Here is a 24,640-nt window from a genome sequence, read left to right on the forward strand (position 1 = left end):
TACAAGTACAAATGGAATCAACTAGGAAAATGAATTAGGCAGGCAAGTTCTCCTCTGTATCTGCGGTCTGCAGTTTAAATCTATTTACTGCTATTGAATTCCCTTTGGCATTACCTTTTTTTCGATTCGTTTTTTTCCTCTTAGCCATGGTTCCAATATTAACACAGGAGATCCCCATGAGTAAGGGGGTAATGTAGGTTCGTGTGGCTGAGTGGAAAGTAGCCAGAAATCCCAATAAAAACAGCGCAATCAATATCCCTTTACTTATAGATTCTGGGGCATAGCCTTTATTGAGAAAGTAGACGACAATGAACAAGCTGAAAATTATTAAGCCCAACAATCCATGCTCTGCTATTAACCTTGATAATTCTACGTGTGGCGCATATCCTTTGTATTCATCGCGCATGTAGGTGGAAGCTCCTACGCCTACACCCAGCATGCTGTGATCTAAAAACAGATCCACATCCTCCATGAAAATATCGGACCTATTGGTAGTTATTTTATTCAGATTTTTTTCTGCACTTCCCGTAAGCGTTCCTTGGGTCTCTCCCATGTAGCGAAGTAGTAGCATTCCTCCTGTAATCAGGTTTGCGGCCATCATCACAATAAACAGCAGTATACCTACAGGGAGGATGAATTTCTTAAAATTGGGAATCCTCAGTGCCATGCGTTCTTTTACACTCAGCTTGGTGAGGTAAAACATCACTACGAAAATAGCGATAAACCCTCCTATCATTCCTCCACGAGAAAAGGTCAGAAGTCCTTGGATTGTGAAAAGCCCAAGTAATATTCCATCCAACCACTTGTAACCTGAGATCCTATAATTCAACAGAATAGCTACAGCTATAACAAAAACTCCCAAACCTAAGATGGTGGACACCTGGTTGGACCCAAAGCCACCCGCTGTTGCAAAATTAGCACCGAGCGTGAACTCTACCTCATCTAAATTAGGGGTACGGATAATGGTGAAAATCAAAACAGAAATAATAGGGTAAACCAGGGGCTTAGACCAGCTAATCAAAGTCTTAAGCTTTAAATTCAGTGTGGAGAAAAACCAAATTGCAACACCAATATTCAACAACCCCAATAGGTTGAATTTAATATCATTAAAGGAAACCTGGTTACTTTCGTCAAACATGACGGCGGGAATGGACAGAATAAGGATCACCAGTCCGATCATGCCTTTGGCCGTCTGATTTCTACTGAGAAGAATACCTAGAGGACATAGAAATAGCAGGATATATTTACCTAATTCATATGGTATAAATGGATCAGACTCGGCCAATCTTCCCAGCGCTTCGAATGATGCGAAATAAATGATAATCTCCGCAATCAAACGAGGTCTTTCTGCAGCATTGATAGTGAATAAATTAATGAAACTGTATCCAAGAGCCACATAGAAAAATATGATCATTGGAAAAGCAGAAATAGTGGCGGATGCACCCAAAAGTACATGCACTATAAACCAAAAAAAGGATTTATTCTGTTGCTTTAAAGAATTGAAAAATATGAACATCCTAGCTTAGCCCGTTTAATAGATTAGTATATTTTCCCAAGAAATTCATATTGCCAAATTTAGCAGAGACATGACTGGCAAACAACTCTGCTTTGTTCTTTGCCTCCGAAATATTTGCTGCTACATGCAACATTGCACCAAGTAGTTCCTCTTTTTTGCCTGGTTCCACCAAATACCCGAATTTACCTTTCTCGAATAAAGCTTCACATTGCCCAACTGCAGTGGTTATTATGGGCACTTTACCCAACCCCAACTCCAGCAAGGAGACAGGTAATCCTTCCACATCAGAACTCAATACAGCAAATTGAGCCTCTTCCATATAAGGTGTCAAATTAAGTTGGGTTCCTTCTATGTGAATACTATCCTCCATCCCATTTCTACTGATCATCTCCTGGATCTCGGAGAGGTAAACGGGGTTGTCTGTAGAGCCCACCAGTTTTAATTTGTACCCAGGGTATGCTGCGACAAACTCCAAAAAAGCATTGACTAGTAAGTGATGGTTTTTTGGTGGTTTTAAATTTGCCAAACAAAGGATCACCTCAGCAGTATGTTGTCTTGATACTGCTTCTGGCAAATCAGGGAAATTCTGAATATAGGCTACGTGATGGATTTTAGGCAATTCCTTTTCGATCCAATCTTTAAGCTCCTCATTCACTGTAATGACCGCATCTATAGAACCTGCGATGAATTTAATCTTATTGCCAAAGCGTTGATCATTTCCTGAGAAACCTCCGTAATGTGCATGCCAAACCAACTTGCTAGAAGGGAGAAATTGCTTTAGCATTACGCCCCAAAATACGGATGAATCGTGGACATGAATGTGAGTGGGTTTGAAGTTTCGGGCTGTGGAAATAAGTTGTCTAAAAGCCTTGAAATCAGAAAATGACTTCTTATGGAGACAAAGAAAGCTCTCCTTGTCCAGTAGAAAGTCATTCATAGGGCCGTTTGACCTGCTAGCAACGAGGATATTGGGAATGTTTTCTTTAGAAAACAGGTTTGCAATATTTACAGCCATCCGTTCTGCGCCACCGACTGCCATGGAATCTATCAGTTGTAGGATTCTCATTTTAGTCTTTCGATTTCTGACTGAAATGTCTCCAAGGTGTAGTTCCTTGCCCAATCCATAGCTGCTTTCCCCATGCGTTCGAATTCCTTAGTATCTTCTAGCAATGTCACTAATTGCTCAAAAATTTGCTGGGGATCTTTACTTACCAAAACTCCTTTTTCTCTATTTTCTCCAATCATTTGAGGCACACAACTTACTCTAGAAGTAAAGGGGATACAGCCCCAAAACATTGCTTCTGCAACTGCTTTAGGCCAGCCTTCTGTTTTGGAAACAAAAATAAGGAAGTGTGACTCTTGGAGGATTTGTTTTACTGTGTCTGCATCTACATTTCCCTTGAAAATGACGTTATCCTGTAATCCCAACGCAAGAGATTGAGCTTCCAATTCTTGTCGCATGACGCCATCACCACAATAGACAAATTCAAAATTAAGCCCAGCCTGCTTCATCAAGTTGGACAGCTGGAGACCAATTTCTGGATTTTTGCCATCATACAAGGCTCCCACAAATACTAGCTTTATTTTTTGGCTAACTGGACTTTTGGAAACAGGTTCCTTTTCCGAATCCGTATAGCTGGCTGTAAAAAATGGAAGCACATTAGTACTGCTATCTGGCCAATCACCGTACACTAAAACTTTAGCGTTTTTGGTTAAAAAGGGGCTGTTTGCGATGAATCTTTGGATTTTATAGGTACGTGGCTGTTGGGATAGACCATCCCAGTTTCCCGCATACTTGATTGTCTTTGGTTTTGAAGGGAAAAATATCTGAACAAACATCGCCAATAGGCCCATATTGCCTGGGATTCTGATGTGAATATGCTTGGCGTTGCGCATGGCTTTTGCAATTTGAAAAATGATGCCTGGCAAATCGAATATTGTCTTAAAAATAGCCTGAACGCTTTGTACATGGTACGCAGGAACAGTGACAAAGCGCAGTTGCTTGTGCTTATATTTTAGGTCAATTTTCCCCGGTTTTGTTTCACTCATTAAGGGCGCTACTACTGAAACGGAGTTTTCCTTTTCTATCCACAGGTTCATTTCCCTGACATAGGGACCATAGGCATAATAGTCTCCATTTTCACTTGTGTGATGTACACAGGTGATTATTAAAAAATCATCCATTTAACAAGGATTTATAAAAGGTGACGTTTCTCGATACATTGGAAACATTGAAAACAGAGTTCACTTTTTCGTAGGCTTTTACCCCAATTTCTTGAAACTGGTCTTTCGCCTCAAATGCAGTAATTATCGAATTCTCAATACTTGAAACATCCAGAGGATTGCACAGAAAACCATTCAATCCATGTGTGATTGTTTCAGGTCCTGGCCCCTTGTCTGTGAAGATCACCACCTTGCCCATGGCCATAGCTTCAGGAGCGACTAGCCCTTGAGTTTCCATAAAGGATGGAAAAATACAGATAGCTGCTTTTCCATAAACCTGAGGAATTTGATCATGGGTAACAGGTGGGTGTATTTTTATTTGATTTTTAAGATTGGAAGGAATTCTAGCTTGGATATAGTCTGTATAAGAATCTCCGTTTGGGAAGAACCATTCCTTGCCAAAAATATCTAAGGTAGCTTCTGGGAATTTCAGGGAAACTTTAGCCATAGCGTCTATCAAATTCCCTACTCCTTTTTTCTCACAGATAGTACCTGCAAAAACAAGTGAAAAGTCCTTTGCTTCAGGATATGATTCTTTGTAGGCAAAGCGTTTTTGATCAATCATGTATCGGATTGTCGCGAGCGGTTTTCCATGATAGGAAAGGTACTTCGCGGTATGTTCTCTTACATAATCAGAAACCGCTATAAAGGCATCTGCTTTTTTAAATGATCTTTTCTCTTGAAAACCTTTCCAGCGGTTGATACCGCGATTTTCGGATTCAGAGAAAAAGTGATGCCCCCCATGCAGACGTACCACATACTTGACATTAGGCAGCTTTTGAAGAAATGCCAACCCTAATTCCGAACTCTCCACAATATCCAAGGGATGAGAAGAATTGATATCCTTAAGGTAAGCATTCAATTTCCTTGCGATAAGCCACCAATTCACTCCGGGCAGGGAAGGTTTGGCAAATCTAATAACTCTCAAATTTCCCTGGGTTTCATCCTCAGTTCTATTGGAATCATTTGCCCCAAGCACAGTTACTCGATGCCCCGCTTCGGTAAGTACATTACAGAAAGTGTATAAAAACACTCCTACCCCACCTGGATTAAGTCCAGCCTTTGGGTATTCATGTGAAAGAAAACAAATGTGCATTTTAATTACTTACTGGTAGAAATCAGGAAATCGACTATTCGACTGGAAGAAGAGCTTTGTTGATCTTGGTAAACAATTCTATCTCTCCATACTAATCGATCTTTTGCTATTTCCGATGGTGTATCGATAGCTTTTCTAATGGTTGATAAAATCTCCGCAGGTGAATTTATCCAGCCTACCGCATCCAAGTCTGCGAAGGTACGGAAGTGTTGGAACTGATAAACCCTTTTGATAGACCAGGGATGATCAGGGGCTACTTCATAGTTGACATACACGCCTGGTTTATCAAATTGAGAGAAATCAAGTGCCATGGTGGAGCCTACATTCAATACTACATCTGCATGATAGGCAAGATTAACCAAGACGGCGATATCTTCAGGATAAGGGAAAAACTTATTCCAGAATTCACCCTTTTTCCACTTTGGAACAAGCGTTTTTATAAATGGAAATTTATCTAAAACTGACTGATATCGCTCAAAGCCTTCTACGGGTACAGGTCTAAATAGAACTTCAATGTCTTGTTGATTTTGCAAAGCCTCCCCTATATCATTCAGGTAAATAGGGTCGTGAGGGGAGGTTAAAGAATCATCGCCCGAATAGCAAATCCATCGTTTTAGGGGATCAAGGCCATTTTCTTCCGCAAATTCAATTCTTGATTTGATCAGCTCTTGATTCGAATAAAAATCAAACTGGGGAGTACCAACGATTTGAATATCCTCTTTTTTAATGTCTGGAAAATACTTCAACAACTCCTTCTCCATGTATTCGGACCAAACCAAATAATTGGTTGCTCTCATTGGTAGCCGTCCTTTAGGAAGATTATCCCAAGAAAAAATCACTGCGACTGTTCTGATGCCCAAATCCTGAGCTGCCAGCATGGCAACACCCGCATTGGGTTCTCGCTGATGCGTACATAACAACACATCAGGATTTATTCTTTTCAGATCATCCCTATATTTACGGTAAGCAGCTGATTTACGTTGCTGATGTTGAATAATGGTATCAACCTTTGTGATTTTATCCAAATCTGTAAAAGTGCTACCAAATATTTCCGCGAAATAATTAGACACTTTTCCCTTAAAATTCTTCTTAGGCAACCAGTTGTCCAAAATAGTAGGGTTTCCCTCCATTTTGGCATTCACTTTTAATCGGGCGTAGCCGATGCAGTCTCTTAAGAACCTCGGTAAGGGATCTTCCTTATAAAATTGGAACACGTAATTCTCAAAATTCACTTGAGGGTTTAGGCGCTCTGCTTCCTTCATAACTGCAGGGTCCAAAGAATGCCAAACAGCAACATCAACATTGGACTCCTGAAGTAAAGGGATAATATCAGAATATAAATAATTCCTGATACCTATACCATCAGGAATCAATAAACAGACTTTCATTGGTCGGAGAGAATTAATGTTTTTGAATTTGAGATAAAATAGGGTGAAGAGTTTTGTGTTCTTCAAGATCAACAAAAAATAGAGGCTTCAACAAGGCAAGTTCTTCGTCTGATTTATCCCACCATTTTAGGTTTTGTAATTCTTCAATAAGGGAATCCGAAAAACGCTTTCGGATAAGTTTAGCGGGGTTACCAGCGACTATGGAGTAGGCAGCTACGTCTTTGGTCACGATAGATCCAGCGGCTAAGATGGCTCCGTCGCCAACAGTGACACCTGCCAATACCACAACTCCGTGTCCTATCCAGACATCATTGCCTATTTCTATTGGCTTTTCGGTTTTGAGTGATTTGAGTTCACCGTTAAACAGCTGATTATTGATATAAGTGGTTAAGTAACTTATGGGGTGATTGGTAGGGTGAAATGCCAATTCACGTCCGAGTTGGCAATACTTACCAATAGTCACTTTCCCTCCAAAAAAATTATTTGTCCCTAGCGTAGTTCTGTAACCGATGAATGTAGTATCTGAAAAAGCACAATTTTCAGGCACTGTATTGTTTCCTCCGAAGTTTACGTGGTGCACTCCAGTGGCCCACAAAGACACTTTAACCCCATCCTTATAGGTGAGGTATGGTCTAATCCAATATTGTACTTTCTGAAAAAGTCTACTTTTAAAACTCATGTTCTAATACGGTTCATTGACACCCAAATAGCTAAAATATTGCTTTCTGAATTTGTTGAACAATAACCTGGTTAAAAACTTACCTATTTTATACTGAGTTTTAGAAAATGCTTGGGCTTCAGGAATCTCCAAAGAGGCAGATGCTGGTGAACTATTGATAATTTGCTGCAACTTTTCTTCCATCCATGGCTGAGGACTATTGCCTAGGTGGTATGCATAGTTGCCCAGTGTAGCCAACCTCAAGAAGCCAGCTAAGTCATTAGGCTCATCCACATAATCTTCATCGCTATTACCTAGAATTCGAAATTCACAGACTTTAGTAGGAGCTGCCTCGAAAGCCTCCTTTCTTAATGTCGCAACAAAGTGTCCACAGCCTACCACCGCCTCATTTATCCCATTGGAGACAACGAGGTATTTTTCTAAATGTATTTTCTGATACAAATTTGAACCAACACTCTTTTGAAAGTTTATCAAACCTTCAGGATCCTGTACATTCCGAAATTTGATCTTACCCTTGAAAAGCCCATAGTACATCGTAGATGCTGTACTGTACAAAAACCCTTTACTGCTAGGCACAGGGGAAACCATACCTGCTTCAGGGAAATCAACAAATACTTGCTCCACCTGATTCTGCCAATCAGGCAAGAACATGACGTCAGCATCAGAAATGGTAATGAGAGGCTCTAAATTGCTCTTAACTATAGAATATATCGCATTGATCTTACCTAGGTTTTCACGGGTATAAAAGACCTGATCAATAAGCTGATTTGATTTCTGGTAGTCATAAATCAACTGAGTAACCTCTTCACAGCAACCATTGATAATAATTGAAATTCGAGTGTCAGCATGGACAGTATTTAATAAAGACTCTATGCAATACTTGAATATTGTCTTAGCATCCTTAAAATAGTCCGACTTAAGTTCTGGTATATAAACTGAAAGAATAACTCTATGCGTAGAAGAGATCTCCATTTTATGATCGGCCTTAGAAGGATTGGTCCCTTTTCTCATTAAATTCCTAATTAAGAGTTACCTCTGCGATTTTATGAGAAATTGATTCATTGGAATAACTTTCAATGTATCGATTCCTCAATTTTGTCCTTATTTCTGAAATTGTTTCCTTCTCTGTATTGACTAGTGATTCGATGGCAATTTCGAGCGTATTAGTAGTATCTACAAGCAGCCGTTCATCAGCCAATCTTCCAGCCATGGCACCTATGCGCTTTGAAAGGATAATTTTCCCTGCAGCCATAGCTTCTACACCGGTCATAGGACCAGTTTCTTCAGTAGAGTTTATGATAAGCGCATCAAACTGCGCATACATTTGATGCATTTGCGAAGAAGGGTAAAAACCTCTGATTTCTACGTTGCACAACTTATGCTCTGCAATGAGTTTTTTATAGTCTGATTCTAATTCCCCTTTACCAAAAACCAATAGCCTAAGCTCTGGAAATTGGGAGAATTTTAAAATCACCTCTTCTACCTGCTTGACCTCCATAAATAAGCCGATCATAGCAAAAGTAATTACGGAAGAAGTAATTGGGATTTGTAGCAATTTCTCTTCTTCAATAGCTGTTTGGTCTACAAAATGGGTTGGGATAGCAGGCGAATAGCCAAATAGCAAAGCAGGATCATGAAAAACATATTTCCTAAAGGGTAAGGAACTCAGTCCTGCATCTCGCTTAAGATTGGTAAAGTCGAATATAGTACCAGTAAATCTTAGTAATACGCTAGTGTCTGAGGGGGATTCAAAAATCAACCTTTCCCTGGAGCTATCGGTGATAAAAAGTATGATGTGATCAAATGTATTTGAAAAAGATTCCCACTTCTTAGAGAGGTAAAAATTATCTCTTTGCTTTTTGAAAGGTTTTGAACCCCAAATCCGCAGAGCTAACTTTCTAACAGGTGATGAAGAGGAAATTGAAGTAAGAATATCTATAGACTCATAAACAGGACTAGTACCGAAATATGAGTTAGCATTAAACATACTAAAAACACTTACCTCACAGCCTGCACGTTTAAGTGCGTTGGCCCAAACCTTCATTTCTTCCAAGCGCCCACCTACACCAGCGGCATTCAATGGACCTACAAGAAGAATTTTCTTAGCCTTTATCAAAATTCCTGCAACTGAACCATTCTTCTAAAGTTGACATCAGAACTAAATAACTGTTCGAAGTCACCTGAAGATTTGATTCTACCTTTATCTATAAGGTATATTTTGTCTACATTTTTGATCGTACTCAATCTGTGAGCAATAAGTATGATCGTATATTTTCCCTGAAGGGAGTTGATATTTTCTTGTATAATTTTCTCAGAGTCACTGTCCAAAGCAGAGGTTGCCTCATCAAAGACGATGATTTCCACTTCTTTATATAGCTCTCTTGCGATAGAAATTCTTTGCTTTTGACCACCACTTGCCTTAACGCCATTATCTCCTAGAATCATCTCCTCCCCTTCTGGAAGTTCATTTACAAATTCCACCAGATTTGCCATTTCTATGGCTTTCCAGAATTGGGCTAAGTTTGTCGGAGACTTTTCTGCCCAAAAAGTCACATTATTAAAGATGGAATCATTAAAGATGACAGGCTCCTGTGTGATATACCCTACCCTAGAACGCAACTCTAGCATATTGACACTAGATCTAGACAAGCCATTAACATGTATTTCTCCACCTACCTGATCAAACAGGCCTACTATAAGGTTCACTAAGGTAGTTTTACCACTACCACTAGGGCCTACAAATGCGATGGTTTCATTCTTATTGATAGTAAGATCTATATTTGATAAGATTTCGGCTCCATCTTGAAATCCAAAGGCTACGTCTGTCAATACTATAGAATCAAGTTTCCCGAAATCAGATGAACCTTTGATTTCTTCTTCACCTTTTTCAAACAGCTCTATAATTTCTGTGGAAGACACTATACCTCCAAATTGTGATATAAAAGTCTGCCAACTGGATTGCACGCTGATCACGTAGTTCAATGCACGATAAAAGAACATTAAACTCAAAAGTATACTTGCCAAAGCACCACCGAGCAAATTAACTTGGATTAGTATTACCAAGATTACAATGACTAGCACAATAGGCTCTCTCAGACCATTTAACAGAGAATTGTATAAGCCAATTCTTTGTTGAAGATTTTCAATTTCATCTATTTGATCTATTAGTTTTCTCTTGTATCTCCTGAAGTAAGAAGTTGCTTTCAGGTATTTAAAATGCTGAACTGCCTGAATTAAGAAGGATTGGAAATGGTGTCCTTTATTAGAAATACTGATAGAGGCAGCTTCAGTTCTCCGAAACAGCATTTTGAAAAAGAGATTTGAAATAAATCCACCTATACTCACCAAGATCGCAAATTGCCAATTGGAGAAGAAAGCTAGCCCCATATATACTACCAAGAGAACGGCATATTGTAGGGTATTGAAGTAGCTGATGAAGGATGCAGTAACCTTGTACACTTCCGCAGACAGGGTATTTTGGATACGACCGGCATCCATGCCCACAAAATTCTGATAGCTTACATTTTCCAAACCACGCAGCATCTGAAAACGCAGTTTTTTGACAAAGAATATCTGGAGAGAGACCTTATAGTAACTATCCCAAAATTTGAAAACCCCTTTTGAAATAAACAAAATGGTCATAAATAGTAGAATATTACTTATGGACAGACTGAAGCCTATTGAATTCATAAAATCCAATAGGAAATCCATTTGCCCTAATTCAGGATTTGACTGAGATGATGAATCATCTACCGCCACTTGAAATAGTGGGATAAATAAAGCAAGACCAAACCCATCGAGTAGGCCTACCAGCAAGCTAAGAAGAATTAAAACGAATATTTTAAATCTTAAATACGAGAAAAAGAAAAAGAAGTATTTAAAATTCTTTTGAATAATACCTTTGATATTCATTAATAAGGTTGAGCTATAAAAAAAGAAGGGTTTGAAATCCCAACCCTTCTTTCAATAATTTTATTTTGACTTTTTATCATCTTCGTAGTAGCCATATCCATAGCCATACGAGTAACCATAGCCATAGGCAACTTTCTTAGAATCGGCCACGCCATTGAATATGCCAAATATATTCTTAACTCCTTTATTGGTCTTGAGTCCGTTAACAGCATCAATAAATGTTCTCTGACTGTAATTCTGTCTAAATACAAACAAGCTACAATCTACTAGGGTAAGTAAATCCAAGGTTTCACTCACCAAGCCTACTGGAGGAGTATCCAGAACGACTACATCATAAGTTGCCTTCAAGTGATTTAGTAGTACCTCAAACCTTGAATCAAACAATAATTCAGCAGGGTTTGGAGGAGTAGGTCCAGCTACTATCACATCGAGATTATTGTATTTGGTATTGGAGATGATTTTGCTATAATCTTCCAATTGACCACTCAAGAATGTGGAAAGACCTACATCGTTTGTCAGGTCAAAATTGCTGAAGATTTTAGGTTTTCTCATATCACAACCTACTAGTACTGTCTTTTTACCAGTAAGGCTATAAGCAGCAGCCAAGTTCATTGCACAGAAGGTTTTACCTTCACCTGAAATTGTAGAGGTTACCAAAAATGTAAGTTGTTTATCCTTAGGTAGGATAAATTTCATGTTCGCTCTCAATGATCTGAAGGATTCGGAAATACCGGATTTTTTCTGATCGAATACTACCAGATTACTTAGGTTTTTCTTGTTCAAAAGAACTGTACCCAAAAGAGGAATTTTAAGCTTATTCTCCAGGAAGTGAACGTCTTCAATTTTGGTTCTGAAGAGCTCTCTTATTACTACGAATGCTACAGGTAAGAATAGACCTATTAAGAAAGCAATCAAATAATTTTTAAGAGGAGTAGGACTAATTTGGTATCCACCTTTTGCAGGTTCAACAATTTTATTGTTGGCCTCATTTGAAGCTTTTGATATAGCTGCTTCAGCTCTTCTCTCCATTAAGTAATTATAGATATTCTCACTTAGGGTAAACTCACGCTGAATTCTAATTAAATTCTGCTCAGTTTTAGGAAGATTTGCAAATGACTTATCAATTTCAGCAATTCTAGCTTTCAAGTCACGAATAAGCGCTATAGAGTTAAGATCTACATTGGAAAGATTCTCACGTATGGACTTATTAAGATCAGCTATTTTTCTGTTGGCTTCTATTACTGCTGGTGAAGCTTCGGTCTGGCTAGCAAGCATTCTAGATTTTTCAGATTGAAATTCTAGTAAGTTTTTGATCAAACCATTCAAAAAAGGATCTTCTATACCTAGACCAGAAGGCACAATTACATCCTGGTAATTTTCGTTTGCCAGGTAGTCTTTTAGGCTTTGATAATATGTTCTTTTAAATTCCTCTTGAGCCAACTGATTTTCATATTCGATCAATCGTTCATATACAGAAGAGCTCTCAGAACTTAGGCTATATATTTTATTGGATGACTTGAAATTCTCTAATTGATTTTCAAAGTATCTCAATGAATCTGCAACACCAGCAACTTGTGAATCAATGAAATTGACGGTTTTACTTGCAGATTGATTCTTTTGATCCAACTCCATTTCCAGGAATATCTTCATCAAGGTATTGAGATATACCTCACCTTTCTGCAAGTTGGGGCTAGTGACAGACATCAACATGATGGATGCGCCTCTCTCAACCGGTTCGATACTTAATGATCCAGAGTAAGTGCTTGCTAAAGAATTAAGATCTCTCAGTTTGATTAGAATACTTCCGGACTTTTCAGAGGAAACCTTTAATACTTTTATGTCTAACTCATTGTTTTTGAGTTGCTCGTTAAATTTGAATTTTACTGGCTGTGGATTAAACTCAAAAGCAACCTTACTTCCATCTGGAAGTAATTTATTATAAGCTTCATCCACATAGGAAAGAGTATAGTCGGTTTCATTTTCCCATTCAATTTTCAAATACCCATCGATCGTTTGTGGACTTTTCCAATTGACTTCAATAATGACAGGCTTGCTTTGGTAGATTTCTGAATCCACAAAGGTTCCTTCATTGAAATACTCCACCTGAAAATCGAGTTCCTTAAGCACTTCAAGTGCCACCGGCTTTGATTTCAGGATGATGGTTTCATTTTGAAGCCCCATACTTGAGCTTTCTATAATAGAAGGGGAACCAAAGAAGGCAAGAGGGCTTTCCTTTTCTTTAATGAAAAACATGGACTCCACCTTAAAAAGCGGAGGAGACATTTTGGTATATAAAAACCCTAAGGCTAAACAAACAATAATGGAAATTAAGATAATTAACCACCTCTGCTTGAGCTTGTTAAAAATAGCATTCAGTTCAAAGCCTGAATCTTCGACTACAAAGTCATTTTCGTTACTTTCAAAATTCATAATGAGTAGAAATTATCTGACAATAGTCAAAATAAGGGCGATCGTGGATACTGTTGAGGTAATTAAGGCTAAAGTCTGGATGAAGTTTGTACCAGCTCCCAACTCTCTAACTTTAAGTGGTTCTGCATACAAGACATCATTAGTCTTTAAAAAGTAAAATTCTGAGCCTAATAGATTTCTATCGTTCAGGTTGATTTTGTGGATCTGACTACCGTCTGGGTACTGACGAAGTAAAATGATCTCATCACGCTTTGCAATGGTAGTCAAGTCACCTGCAGCAGCAAGGGCTTCGAAAATTGTAACTCTACTTTGTAAAATTGTTTGCTTGCCTGGCGCATTAAATTCGCCAAGAGCACTAAATCTAATACCACCCAATCTTATTCTGACAAAAAACCCGTCATCAGGTACATAGACCTGTACCTTCTTTTCAATCAAAGTCTTAGCCTCTTCTGTAGTCAATCCTAAAAGTTTCATCTCGCCCAATAAAGGGAGTTCAACTATACCTTCTTCATTCAATGTGTAGCCATTCATGAAGAATACATCTCCCCCATTCTGACTCATATTCATGGATGTGCTTCCAGCTTCACCAGATATAATGCTAAAGATCTCATTAAGCTCTGGGCTAGTAGTTTTGATATTAATTTCAACTATATCATAGCTCTGAAATCTATATTTCTGTTCATTATACGCGTACTTCTCGCTTGAATAAACGTTGACAGTACTATTTTCTAGCTCTTGCATGTAAACAAGTTTTTTGTTTGACACACATGAAGAAAACATGAATATTATAACAAAAAATTGAAGGATTCTCATTGAATTCATGAACATGGGTTGTTTAAAATTTCGGCTAAATTAGTATAAATTTTTATCAATATATTTTTGAGCAATTATAATCTTGCATCAATCAGACTTTTATCAAGATAACCTTTCACATCGTAGATTACTTGCGTTTTTGATTTTTCTAAAGAAAGACCTGCAAATTCCTTGTGAGAAACTGCAAGAATGATAGCAGAATAAGGAGACAAATCTGGAGCTTCAGCGCCAGACATGATGTCCACACCGTATTCATGGCTCACTTCTATAGGGTTAGCCCAAGGATCATATACATCCACGTTGATATCGTAAGTTCTCAATTCATTGTAGATATCAATCACTCGTGTGTTACGCACGTCTGGACAATCTTCTTTGAATGTAAAGCCTAAAATCATCACTTTAGCATCGATCACTTTTAGGTCCTTACGCATCATTAACTTGATCACTTCTGTAGCTACGTGTTTTCCCATGCTATCATTCAATCGACGACCTGCTAGGATTATTTCAGGGTGATATCCCATTTCTTGTGCCTTTTGAGCTAAATAAAACGGATCAACACCTATGCAATGGCCACCAACTAATCCGGGCTTGAACTTCAAGAAATTCCATTTAGTACCTGCTGCTTCGAGCACCTCATTAGTATCTATTCCCAGCAAATTGAAGATCTTAGAAAGCTCATTTACAAAAGCAATATTGATATCACGCTGGGAGTTCTCGATTACTTTGGCAGCTTCAGCTACTTTGATAGAAGTAGCTTTATGCGTGCCGGCAGTGATTACAGTAAGGTACAATTGATCAACAAACTCAGCTATTTCTGGAGTAGAACCAGAAGTAACTTTAAGTATTTTGGCAACTGTATGCTCCTTATCACCCGGGTTGATTCGCTCTGGGGAATAGCCAGCAAAAAAGTCTACATTATATTTCAGTCCAGATACCTTTTCCAATACTGGCACACATTCGTCTTCAGTGACTCCTGGGTATACAGTGGATTCGTAGATTACCACATCTCCTTTTTTCAGGTACTGACCAATATTTTCAGATGCTTTAAGCATCGGTGTAAGTACTGGACGGTTATGTTTATCCGTAGGAGTAGGTACTGTCACTATATAAACATTGCAATCAGCAAGTGCTTCAGATTGATTGGTTGGTAGAAGTCCATTTTCCTCACTAGAAGAAAAACCCTTTACCAATACCTTTTGAAGCATATCATTCTCCACTTCACGTGTATTATCTACACCACCATTAAGCTCTCCTACTCTTTTAGTATCTATATCAAATCCTACTGTAGGGTATTTCTTAGCAAATTCTACCGCCAAAGGCAGTCCTACATACCCTAAGCCGATAATAGCAATTTTTACGTCTTTTAAATCTTCTCTCATTACTAATTATTATTGAAAATAACCATTTAAAAATCTGATCTCTCTTTTTTGATTTGCTAAAGCTTCGCTCTTTCAGTCCCAGAACTTAGCATGTTTGGCAGGACAACCTTTACTTCCTCACTGATACAACTCAGTTCTAAAAAGATCTCCGCCATATTGTTACCTTAATTTTTCGCTAAAACGAGTACTAAAGTTACTCGTTCCAAATAAGGAGCAAAACTAACAGGTTTTAGGCGATTTTAAACTTTACTTCTAATTCTTGTGGTGAATCTGATAGATTAAATTTAAAGTTCCGGAGAAAGTCCAAAGCTTCTGTCCCTTAGGAAAATCTGAAGTAGACCCCGCTAAATTCTCCCATTGATAGTTAACTCCCTGAATAACTTGCGCTTTGCTACTCAGTATAAATTTATCCCACTGATGATCCCATAGAACTCCCATACTGAAATCTATCCAAGGTCTCTTGTTGGGATTATCTCCAAAGGATCTGTAGTAAAAATCTTGATGGTTTTCTATTCGCTGAAGTAGAATTCCGACCTTATTTATATCTGAAACTTGGGCAACTTCCAAAATCTGTGCATTTCCGCCCACACCTATTCCTACGCCCATAGATTGTCCTTCATTGGTGAATCCCCGTACTTGATAGTGCGTATGCCAACTGGTATTTCCTGAATTGAGATCTGGGTAGCGAATGTATCTATTGACAGACTCAGCTTGTTGCACGATTTCTCCCCGTACTTGATAATACTGGTCTTTCTTGCCTGTTTTGAATAGTTTGGAAAAACCTAAAAGATAGGCTCTAGCATGCTCTGGACTCAAAATAAAATCTCTCCAATCATAGCTGTGATCCTGCTTACCAAATTCTGCGTAGGCTTCGAAATTACCTTTTGAATTGTAATACCGTAAGAAAAATGCTATCTGTTGGTCTTGTCCCTGAGAATCGTAAACTACAGAATTATCATTACTGAATAGTCTAACTTTCTGGAAGGGTTCAAGCACTGGAATTCGGCCTCGGAAGGTATTGGGTACATCTTCATTGTATTGCTGGAAAGTCCTGCTAAATCCTGCAAAAAAATTAGGCAGGAACACAGGCTGATAGGTAATGGTGATTCCGCTGACATATCGCCAATCTCCTCTAAAAGGTCTGGCAAAAATATCATTGAGGCGTTCATTTTGGGATGGGAGTATTCCAGAATCTTCTGCCCTACCCATAATCAATTCAGCTTCTAGTGTTCCTATGAAGATATTAGCAGGACGACTAGTGCGAAGGTATAAGTGCTTCATTCCCCTAGCATTATTACTAAAAATCAGGGAATTAAACTGGCCGGGACCCCACCAAATATTCTGTGTGGAAGCTCCAAGTTCAACTGGTCCTGCATTTAAACTGACGTAGGATTGGCCCCACCAAGCAAAGGAATTATATTCTTTGGTGAAACGCTCGGGGTGATCTCCAAAATTCCAATACCTGAATCTGGCGAAAAGGGTATTGTCAGAGTAATTCTCCCCAAAACCTTGATAGGCTTTATTTTGGCTGGCTACAAACTCTGGTCTGAACTGGAATTTCAAGAAGAGTACTTTACCATATACCCCAGGAGAAAGAAGCGATTGAATTCCTTTGCTATTCATCATACTAGAATTCCCCCAGCCATATGGTCTATTGGAGTTGAAAACTGTAGTACTCAAAATTGGTAAGAGCTCTAGTTGAAAATTACTTTTTTGAAGAGGCAACGTATCATCTAATGCATTAAAGCGATTTTGTTTTAGACTCACTATAGGTCTTAGTCCAAAAGAGAAATCCTTTAACTCTTCAGCTCCTACTAGCTGTTGCCTTCTTAGACTTTCTTCTAGTACAGGAAAACCTGCAGGAATAGTCTGAGACATGGTGGCATTCGAAATAAGCAGTCCCAAAGCATAGCAAGTAAACAAGAAATAATACCTCAATTTCAAAGGGATTTAAGCATGTTTACGTACTTCTTATTGATAGCTTTCCAAGAGTAATTTTTTCGAGCAAGTTTATACATGGTCTGAGATATTGCTTCTCTATCAAATTCTTCTAAATGAGCTAATTTATGAAGCAATTCGATTGAATCGTTGAAATATATAGCTTGATTGAAAGTAGTCTCTCTGTTATAATTCACACCAAAAGCAATGATTGGCAGACCTAGGTACATTGCTTCCACCAGAGATGGATTGGTCCCGCCGGCACTATGCCCATGTAGGTAATAGTGACAATTTGATCTTAATACGTTCAGCTCTTCATTGGCATAGATGGGATTGTACAGAATTACATTCTTCTTGGTAGAATATTCTTGGTACAGACGCATTCCATAATCACTTGAATTCCAGTTGCCCACAATTACATAAGGAATGTTCAGTTCATTTTCCGAAAAAACTCTGAGTTGCATTTCTATATTATTTTCAGGTTCTATTCTACAAACAGTGAAAATATAAGGCTTATGTATAAAAGAGTATTTCTTCTGATATAAGGCATGATCTACATGAGCGACATGATTGGCACCATAGGCTATCAAATGAGAATCTTTACCGTATTCTTTCTTCACATAATCAAAGATGTGCTTGTTGTCAGAAATAATGGCATCCGAATACTTCACCGCCACAGATTCCGAAAATTTCAAAAACCGTTTGGCAAAAGCGCCCCATTTGTCACGCTTCCATTCCAGACCGTCAATGTGTGTAATCACCTTGGCGCGCGTAAAAGGCTTGACAAATGGTATAGCAATGGCTCCCGAAACACCCAGGATCAAAATATAATCAAAACCATTTATGGATTTCCAAAGTGAAACGGAATCATAAATTACGCTTTGAACCCCATTGGCTTTCAATTTCAAGTATTTCAGTTTTGCACCTTTATAGCTTTCCACTTTTTCCGGATAGCTTTGACTTTGGCAATAGATGGTGATATCATAAAATTTGGGAAGTAGATCCAGCAGATATTCCACTAAAGTCTCAAATCCTCCGTAGTTGGCTGGAACGCCGACAATACCTACAATGGCAAGTTTTTTCTTAATCATTTAAATAGTTCTTCATTGCTCTTACCATACTATTTCGTTCATTCTCATTATTCCGCAAAAAGTAACGGGTATGTGCAGTCAATAGTTGTTGTGTTTCCTCATGTTTAAACTTTACCTGAGTTTTCAATACTTCTTCCAATGCATCTACTAAGAGTAAATAGCGCAAAGAAACTTGTTCTTCAGGATATATAATATGGCTATCTCCAGATGGTAAATCAGAAAATAACGCTGATTTCATAATTTGTGGAGACCAGAGATTGAAAGCCCATCTCAACATTCCATCATAGCCTTGTGCTTTGGAAAGCATCACTAAAAAGTAAACATCATTATAATTCGATGACAATAACATATTGGGCTGAACTTCATAGCAAGAGGTATAAAGGGTTGTTTTGTATCCTTTTGATTTCCTAGCTAATAATTGCTCTGGCTCCAAAATAATATTGCTAGAAAGTGAATAATCATATATATGCTCCGAAAGTGTTTGAGAAAATCTTCCTGAGTATCCAAATTTAAATGAGGGATCAATATCCTTTACGTACTTAATCAGCTTCTCTGATAGGGTGAAATCTCGCTCATCAATCCAAAATACTGTTTTATCCATCCAGTTTTTGGACTTTAAAAATGATGCGAAGTCAAGGAGAAAGGGTGCCCAATAATCATTATAAACCTGACTTCCTGGTTCTGATTCAAAAGACTTTATTTCTCCATCTACTTCATCAAAATAAAAGTAAGTCAAATTCCATGGAAAAAGATTATGCACAGCAATTTCTTTGGAAATACCTTTTGAGGCTGCCAATTCAACATACTTTTCAAACAAGGAGTAATTATAAGTGAAAGATCCATCTTCCTTCTTACAAACCTGAATCATCATCTGGTCTAGTGGTTTGACAGAAGTATTGTACAGGTCATAGAAAATGGAAGTAGTAACCACTCCTTGATTTATCGTCTTCAACTCGTCAAACATCAAAGCGATTTTGTCCCAATGTTTTGTAGAATAGGGCGCAATATTATAATATGTGGAAATAGAAAGAGGGAATTGCCAAAAGTCAATTTCATACTTTAATGACGAAAATTCCGGCAACTTTCTGTCAATCACATGGATTACAGCGTTCAGTATTTGAACATCTCCATTTTGAGACAAAGTCAATTTCAGGGGATATTTTCCGGACTTTAGTTTATCTGGAAGAACCAATTTCACTAAACCATAGCTGGTTGTAGTGATTACTTTAAAAGAGTTGTTGGTTAAAACTTCTGCACGATCTGGAAACATTTTCTTCTCAAACACACCATCTGAGATCGCTTGCCCACAATTGCCAGCAGATAAATCTCCTTCTACTAAATGTAGTTGTACAAATTCAGTTTTGACATTTTTGGCATCAACAGACACCTTAAAATTCAGAGAATTAATTGTATCAGCATTGATTACAAAAGGCAAAATCAACGTTTCATTCTGCCATGCTTTAAATTCAGTATTATTTGAAAGTTTTACTCCGAAATCCTCAAAACTGGTGAAGAAACCTGTTACCTGAGCTTCAATAGTAATGACTTTTATAAACCAGAAAACCAGTATGAGAAGAGATTTTTTCATGATCTAAGTAGATTAGAAATTCTCTCAACGAAGTTTTCTCGAGAAAAATCTGCTCTTTTCACAACTGTTCCTTCGCATAACAATGCCCAATGTGACGAATTTTGAGCCATTTTTTTAATTTCTAAAGCTATTTGATCTAACTCTTGGTAATTGATTTGAAAACCATTAATTCCGTTTTCTACTAATTCTGTCACTCCACCTGCCGTAGGCACAATAGCTGGCAAACCATAATACATCCCTTCTAAAATAGTCATCCCAAAAGTCTCAATACATTGATCTGGATGAGTCAGATTCAAAATCAGCGAAGCCTTTTTGAAAAATGGGTGAACATCTTTCTGCACAGAATACACCTGTAGATTGGAAGGTAAAGTATCTGACAATTCAAACTTGCTAACGTCTCTGATATCGTCACTTAGCACCAAAGTAAAACTGACTTCTGGAAGTCTTTTCGCTAGGCTGACAAATTCACTTACTCCCTTATATGGCCGTAAGGAAGCAAGCATCAAAACTTCAAATGAATCGTGCTTACTATTCTGCACTTTCGATTTTTCTTCAAAATCCTTGGTCACACAATTATAGATCACTTGAGCATCTATCCCTTGCAGATTTGAGTTGTTTTTCAGATAGTTAGAAACTACCACTACATCAGAAGAAAAATTGCGTACCACCCAAAAGAGAAATTGACTCAAAAGTTTGGGATTAATTTCGTTTTCATGCACATGTGTGATCACACGTTTCCCTAACAATCTCCCCATGAGAATCGCACCAAATGGAAGAATTGTGTTCACGTAATATACTTTTTCAAACTTTTTGTTTTCAAATACAAGCCTAATCGCAAGTAAAAATTGACTTAAAAAGAACGAAAAAAGAGTAAGGATTCTATGTTCAGATCTTTTATAGAAATTATTTTTTCTCTCAAATTCCGACAAAAATCCTTCGGAAGTGCTCGTATAAAGTTTCACCTGAAAACCTTCCTTAAGTGCCGTATTTATCACAGATGATAAAATCTGAGGACTACCAGTGAAGTTATTCAGTAGGTGAAAAAACACCACTTTTGGTTGCATTCTTAGAGTTAGAATTTAGAATTATCAGAAACACTGTGATCATTAAATAGAGCGTAGTAGCATAAAATTCATGGGTAAATTGCTGTGCTATTAAAAAAATATAGAAGAACATGGCCGCATAAAATATCTTTTTTCTAAGAAAAAGTAAGGTTGACATCACAAAAACAGCGCATAAATAGGCTACATAGCCTAAAAAGCCATAGGTGTAAAGCAGGACTGATGTCCCATTTTCAATATAACCTGTACGGTATTTTGTGGTGCGGGCAATCACTTCTTCTACTATATTATTGCCATGGCCAAAGAGATACTCTTTCCAAGAGGAGTTTTCGAAAAAAGAAATTCTAAAAGCCTGAAGTAAATCAGCCCTAGAATCCAAGGTGCTTACATTAAAAATCAACTTATTGATAAACTCGAAATAATAGAGATAGAATAAAACTGCTAGCAGAACTGTAGCCATAAAGATTCTTCTATGTTTGAAGAAAAGTATGATATAGAATACAAGCAGTGTATTTCTATTGAAAGTAAGAATGAGTCCAAGTATAACAATCCAATAGACAACGCGATCTACTTTACTCAGGCTTCCCGTTTCTTTTTTCCAATAAAAGATCAGAAACCAAGATATCAGTAAAGAACCATAGGATTGTACTGTGGTAGTGAAGCCTTTAGCAGCATGAAGAAAAGGTAATCCTTTGTCGTACATGGGATGTACATGGGGATTATGCCCAACTAGATAACTACTAAAAACCAATAAAATTCCGGCTATAATATGAATAAAAAGTGCCCAGTAAATGATTTCTAGAAATCCCTCCTCCTGAGAGGCTAAACCTGCAAAAAACAATCCAAGCACAGGGAAAAATATGATTAATGAAGAGTGCGGTAGGTTCAACAAGTAAGGCAGTAAGAAATAAGACACCAAACCAATCAGAGGCAAAAGTAAGGAAGGGGAAAGTGATTTATTTAGAATAATCTGATGAAATAACAGCAATCCCAACACACCCAACATCGCAACTTTGTCCAAAGGCAAACTAATCAGAGTGGAAGAGGAGACCAGAAAAACCAACAGTATCAAACCAGTTTTACCTATTGCTCGTGTCGATTGAATTGCGAAAACTGAACTAGTCACCAAGTACCTCCTTAATATGTTGCAACTGATTGAACCTAGAATATTTCATGATTTCTGACAAAGAATTTTTTCTCAGCTCATGTATTTCTCCTTGCTCATAGTGAGCTTTGATCTTTAATATTTGCTGGTAGCAGCCTTCGGCAGAGTTTGCAACAAAACCAAGTCCTGACTCAGCTATCATTTGCTCCATCACATCAGCGTCTGAGGGACATAATAAAACAGGTTTACCCAGTGCTAAGTATTCATATAGTTTACTGCTTGGGATTCCTTTCATACTTCCATAGGCCATGGCAAGAAAAGCATGAGACTTATGCAATTCAGTCAAGGCCAGTGCTCTAGGAAGCCTATCGGTTATTTTCACGAATGGTCTCAAGTCAATAGGAATACTATCTGCAATTCTTCTTCCTTGCTTCACATCAAAACCAGCTCCCAGAAATAATAGGTGGAAAGGTTGCCCGTTATTTAATGCTATTTGCAAGGCTCCTAAGATCACAGATAGATCTTGGGACGGATAAAGTACCCCACTGTAGGTGAGGGTAAAAACCGGAAATAACTCCTCAGGTTTTAACTCTAACAGTTCCTCTTCAAAACCATTTTCTATGGTAAAGCCCTTTTTCCCTAAAAACTTACTCAAACGATCGGTGTAAATTGAAGACACTGAAATAATAGATTCTGCGGTGCCTACCCATTTTTTCTCATACTTGGATTCAATATTGGCAATGCATTTACGTATTGCTCCACCTGAGTTTTCCATCTGAAGTTCATTGGTACTCCAATCATCTCTATAATCGGCAATCCATCTGACATTCAATTCTCGATGGAGAGAATAGCCAATCCTGAATAAGTAAAAGGGCTCACCAGATATGATTGTTGCTTTAAATTCACTTTTTTTATACAGGGTTTTGGCAAGTGAAAGAAAATTTGCGTAGGAAGTGAATTTTAGGGTAAATCGAGCCATAAACACATCAAACAACTTGGTGAGTAAAAAAATTGGTCTTAATGCTGATTCACCAAAAGTCAGGTAGGCTCGGTCTAGTATCCCTGGTTGAAAAGGCAGATAGTAAACTTCATGCGTGTCAAATATTTCTTGTCTGACATTGTTTCCCATTCGTCTCTTGGTGTCCTGATGTGAACGGGTCTCAGCAGTCCATTCACGTGTAATCACTGTGGGGAAATAGCCAAGTCGATTCAGGTTCCGAGCCCAAAAAGTGATACGCTGAGAGGGTGTCAGCGTACAGGGAGCAAAGTAGTATGTAAGGATAAGAATTTTTTTCAATCAAGAAAAATCTACGATTTCAGAATGGAGCTTCCATTTCTGTATCAATTCCAAGTAAAAGTTATCATGTTGATCTGCAGAGTATTTTCTAGCTACTCGGTCTGTGTTTGCCTTTAATTGATCAATATCTTTACTGGTAAGGGAATTTAGGGAGTAAGCCAACTTTAATACATCAAATTCTTCAGCAACCACTCCTAATGATTCTTTCTCTACAATTCTTTTCATCTCAGTAGAGGGTCCTATCGCGATTGCTAGTCTGGCCTGAATGAATTCAAAAAACTTATTAGGGAGCGCAAAGGTGTAATTGAAGTTAACTGGCTCCAAATAAAACAATCCTATATCAAATTGATTGAGATAGCTTGGAATAGCTTCAGTTTCTACCGTATCAAGAAAATTGATAGCTTTTCCTTCTGACATAATTTTCAATTCTTGGAAATATGCCTCGTCAGTTGGCATTAGCATAAAATTCAGTTCAAATCTAGAATCAAGAGAATCCATCAATTCTATCATCTTCTCAATTTTTCTACTTCTATTTGCTATCCCATGGTGTACAAGTCGGATAGTTCCAGTGGTGGCGTTTGGCTTCAATTTAGATTGATATTTGGGCGCATTGAGTACAACAGGAATCTCCTTGCTGGTGTAAGTAGAATATGCGTCGGCTAGTCCATCACATACTGTAATTAATACATCTGCCTGACGAATAAATTTTTTGCAAAGAAAATTAGCAAATCGCTTGTGAAACCAATTCCATTTTAAATCATCTGTAAACTGTCGAGGATAGAACTCATGCGCATCAAAGACAATTTTAGCATTGGCATGTGAATCCTTTAGAGCTATCGCTAAAGGCCAAGTTTCCGCATCATTAGCAATAATTAAATCAAATTCCACTGGGTGACTACTGAGCTCACCAAAACTACTATTATGGAGAAATTCTTTTACTCTAGGTCGACAAAGTCTAGCTACCATGACACCAAGCTTTACAGCTCTAGATAGTCGAGACTTTTCCTTGACTAAGGGATAAAAAGCGTCAGAACCCTGATAGGTCAATCCGCTCAGGACAATTTCAAAATTATACTTTCTGAAAAAAGCTATCTGGCGAAGTACCCGTGGATCGGAGTTCATAG

Annotated in this window: 19 protein-coding genes; all 19 read right to left on the bottom strand. The window is 38.0% G+C overall.

What is annotated here, in order from left to right:
- Window positions 1–34: 34 nt before the first annotated feature.
- The 19 genes from BM291_RS10565 to BM291_RS10655 all read right to left on the bottom strand — a co-directional run bounded on the left by BM291_RS10565 (window position 35) and on the right by BM291_RS10655 (window position 24,638).
- Entirely contained in the window at window positions 35–1,414 is a 1,380-nt protein-coding gene (locus BM291_RS10565) for an O-antigen ligase family protein (protein WP_175499683.1), read from the bottom strand.
- A gap of 103 nt (window positions 1,415–1,517) precedes the next feature.
- Window positions 1,518–2,582 (bottom strand): glycosyltransferase, encoded by a 1,065-nt coding sequence (locus tag BM291_RS10570; RefSeq protein WP_092897157.1) that lies wholly within the window; start codon window positions 2,580–2,582, stop codon window positions 1,518–1,520.
- Window positions 2,579–3,700, bottom strand: coding sequence for a glycosyltransferase family 4 protein (locus BM291_RS10575; protein ID WP_092897159.1), 1,122 nt, complete (start codon window positions 3,698–3,700; stop codon window positions 2,579–2,581). The genes BM291_RS10570 and BM291_RS10575 overlap by 4 nt, the downstream gene beginning before the upstream one ends.
- Window positions 3,693–4,835 carry a glycosyltransferase family 4 protein gene (locus BM291_RS10580; protein ID WP_092897161.1) on the bottom strand — a complete coding sequence of 381 codons (1,143 nt, stop codon included), beginning with the start codon at window positions 4,833–4,835 and terminating at the stop codon, window positions 3,693–3,695. Before BM291_RS10580 ends, BM291_RS10575 begins: the two co-directional genes overlap by 8 nt.
- Before the next feature lie 5 nt (window positions 4,836–4,840).
- Window positions 4,841–6,223 (bottom strand): hypothetical protein, encoded by a 1,383-nt coding sequence (locus BM291_RS10585; protein WP_092897163.1) that lies wholly within the window; start codon window positions 6,221–6,223, stop codon window positions 4,841–4,843.
- A gap of 13 nt (window positions 6,224–6,236) precedes the next feature.
- Window positions 6,237–6,902: a CatB-related O-acetyltransferase gene (locus tag BM291_RS10590; protein WP_092897165.1), complete on the bottom strand. Its 666-nt coding sequence runs from the start codon at window positions 6,900–6,902 to the stop codon at window positions 6,237–6,239.
- A 3-nt stretch (window positions 6,903–6,905) separates the two neighbouring features.
- A complete protein-coding gene (locus BM291_RS10595; protein ID WP_092897167.1) occupies window positions 6,906–7,913 on the bottom strand; it encodes a glycosyltransferase family A protein in 1,008 nt (335 codons plus the stop codon).
- Between the two features lie 7 nt (window positions 7,914–7,920).
- Window positions 7,921–9,018, bottom strand: a complete 1,098-nt coding sequence (locus tag BM291_RS10600) for a glycosyltransferase family 4 protein (RefSeq protein ID WP_092897169.1) — start codon at window positions 9,016–9,018, stop codon at window positions 7,921–7,923.
- Window positions 9,015–10,814 (bottom strand): ABC transporter ATP-binding protein, encoded by a 1,800-nt coding sequence (locus BM291_RS10605; protein ID WP_092897171.1) that lies wholly within the window; start codon window positions 10,812–10,814, stop codon window positions 9,015–9,017. Before BM291_RS10605 ends, BM291_RS10600 begins: the two co-directional genes overlap by 4 nt.
- A 60-nt stretch (window positions 10,815–10,874) precedes the next feature.
- Complete coding sequence (locus BM291_RS10610) at window positions 10,875–13,244, bottom strand: GumC family protein (protein WP_092897173.1); 2,370 nt, start codon at window positions 13,242–13,244, stop codon at window positions 10,875–10,877.
- 12 nt (window positions 13,245–13,256) lie between these two features.
- Window positions 13,257–13,985: a polysaccharide biosynthesis/export family protein gene (locus tag BM291_RS10615; RefSeq protein WP_092897518.1), complete on the bottom strand. Its 729-nt coding sequence runs from the start codon at window positions 13,983–13,985 to the stop codon at window positions 13,257–13,259.
- Window positions 13,986–14,131: 146 nt separating this feature from the next.
- Complete coding sequence (locus BM291_RS10620) at window positions 14,132–15,436, bottom strand: nucleotide sugar dehydrogenase (protein ID WP_092897175.1); 1,305 nt, start codon at window positions 15,434–15,436, stop codon at window positions 14,132–14,134.
- Between the two features lie 252 nt (window positions 15,437–15,688).
- Window positions 15,689–17,374, bottom strand: a complete 1,686-nt coding sequence (locus BM291_RS10625; protein WP_245786836.1) for a capsule assembly Wzi family protein — start codon at window positions 17,372–17,374, stop codon at window positions 15,689–15,691.
- A 2-nt stretch (window positions 17,375–17,376) separates the two neighbouring features.
- Window positions 17,377–18,465, bottom strand: coding sequence for a DUF1972 domain-containing protein (locus tag BM291_RS10630; RefSeq protein WP_092897179.1), 1,089 nt, complete (start codon window positions 18,463–18,465; stop codon window positions 17,377–17,379).
- On the bottom strand, window positions 18,458–20,053 hold the full coding sequence (locus tag BM291_RS10635) for a glycoside hydrolase domain-containing protein (RefSeq protein WP_092897181.1): 1,596 nt from the start codon (window positions 20,051–20,053) through the stop codon (window positions 18,458–18,460). The genes BM291_RS10630 and BM291_RS10635 overlap by 8 nt, the downstream gene beginning before the upstream one ends.
- A complete protein-coding gene (locus BM291_RS10640; protein ID WP_092897183.1) occupies window positions 20,050–21,117 on the bottom strand; it encodes a glycosyltransferase family 4 protein in 1,068 nt (355 codons plus the stop codon). The genes BM291_RS10635 and BM291_RS10640 overlap by 4 nt, the downstream gene beginning before the upstream one ends.
- Window positions 21,080–22,240: a hypothetical protein gene (locus BM291_RS10645; protein WP_139229077.1), complete on the bottom strand. Its 1,161-nt coding sequence runs from the start codon at window positions 22,238–22,240 to the stop codon at window positions 21,080–21,082. The genes BM291_RS10640 and BM291_RS10645 overlap by 38 nt, the downstream gene beginning before the upstream one ends.
- A complete protein-coding gene (locus tag BM291_RS10650; protein WP_092897187.1) occupies window positions 22,233–23,516 on the bottom strand; it encodes a glycosyltransferase family protein in 1,284 nt (427 codons plus the stop codon). Before BM291_RS10650 ends, BM291_RS10645 begins: the two co-directional genes overlap by 8 nt.
- Window positions 23,517–24,638 carry a glycosyltransferase family protein gene (locus BM291_RS10655; protein WP_092897189.1) on the bottom strand — a complete coding sequence of 374 codons (1,122 nt, stop codon included), beginning with the start codon at window positions 24,636–24,638 and terminating at the stop codon, window positions 23,517–23,519.
- Window positions 24,639–24,640 lie beyond the last annotated feature (2 nt).

The sequence above is a fragment of the Algoriphagus aquimarinus genome (assembly GCF_900112005.1).
GTDB classification, from domain to species: domain Bacteria; phylum Bacteroidota; class Bacteroidia; order Cytophagales; family Cyclobacteriaceae; genus Algoriphagus; species Algoriphagus aquimarinus.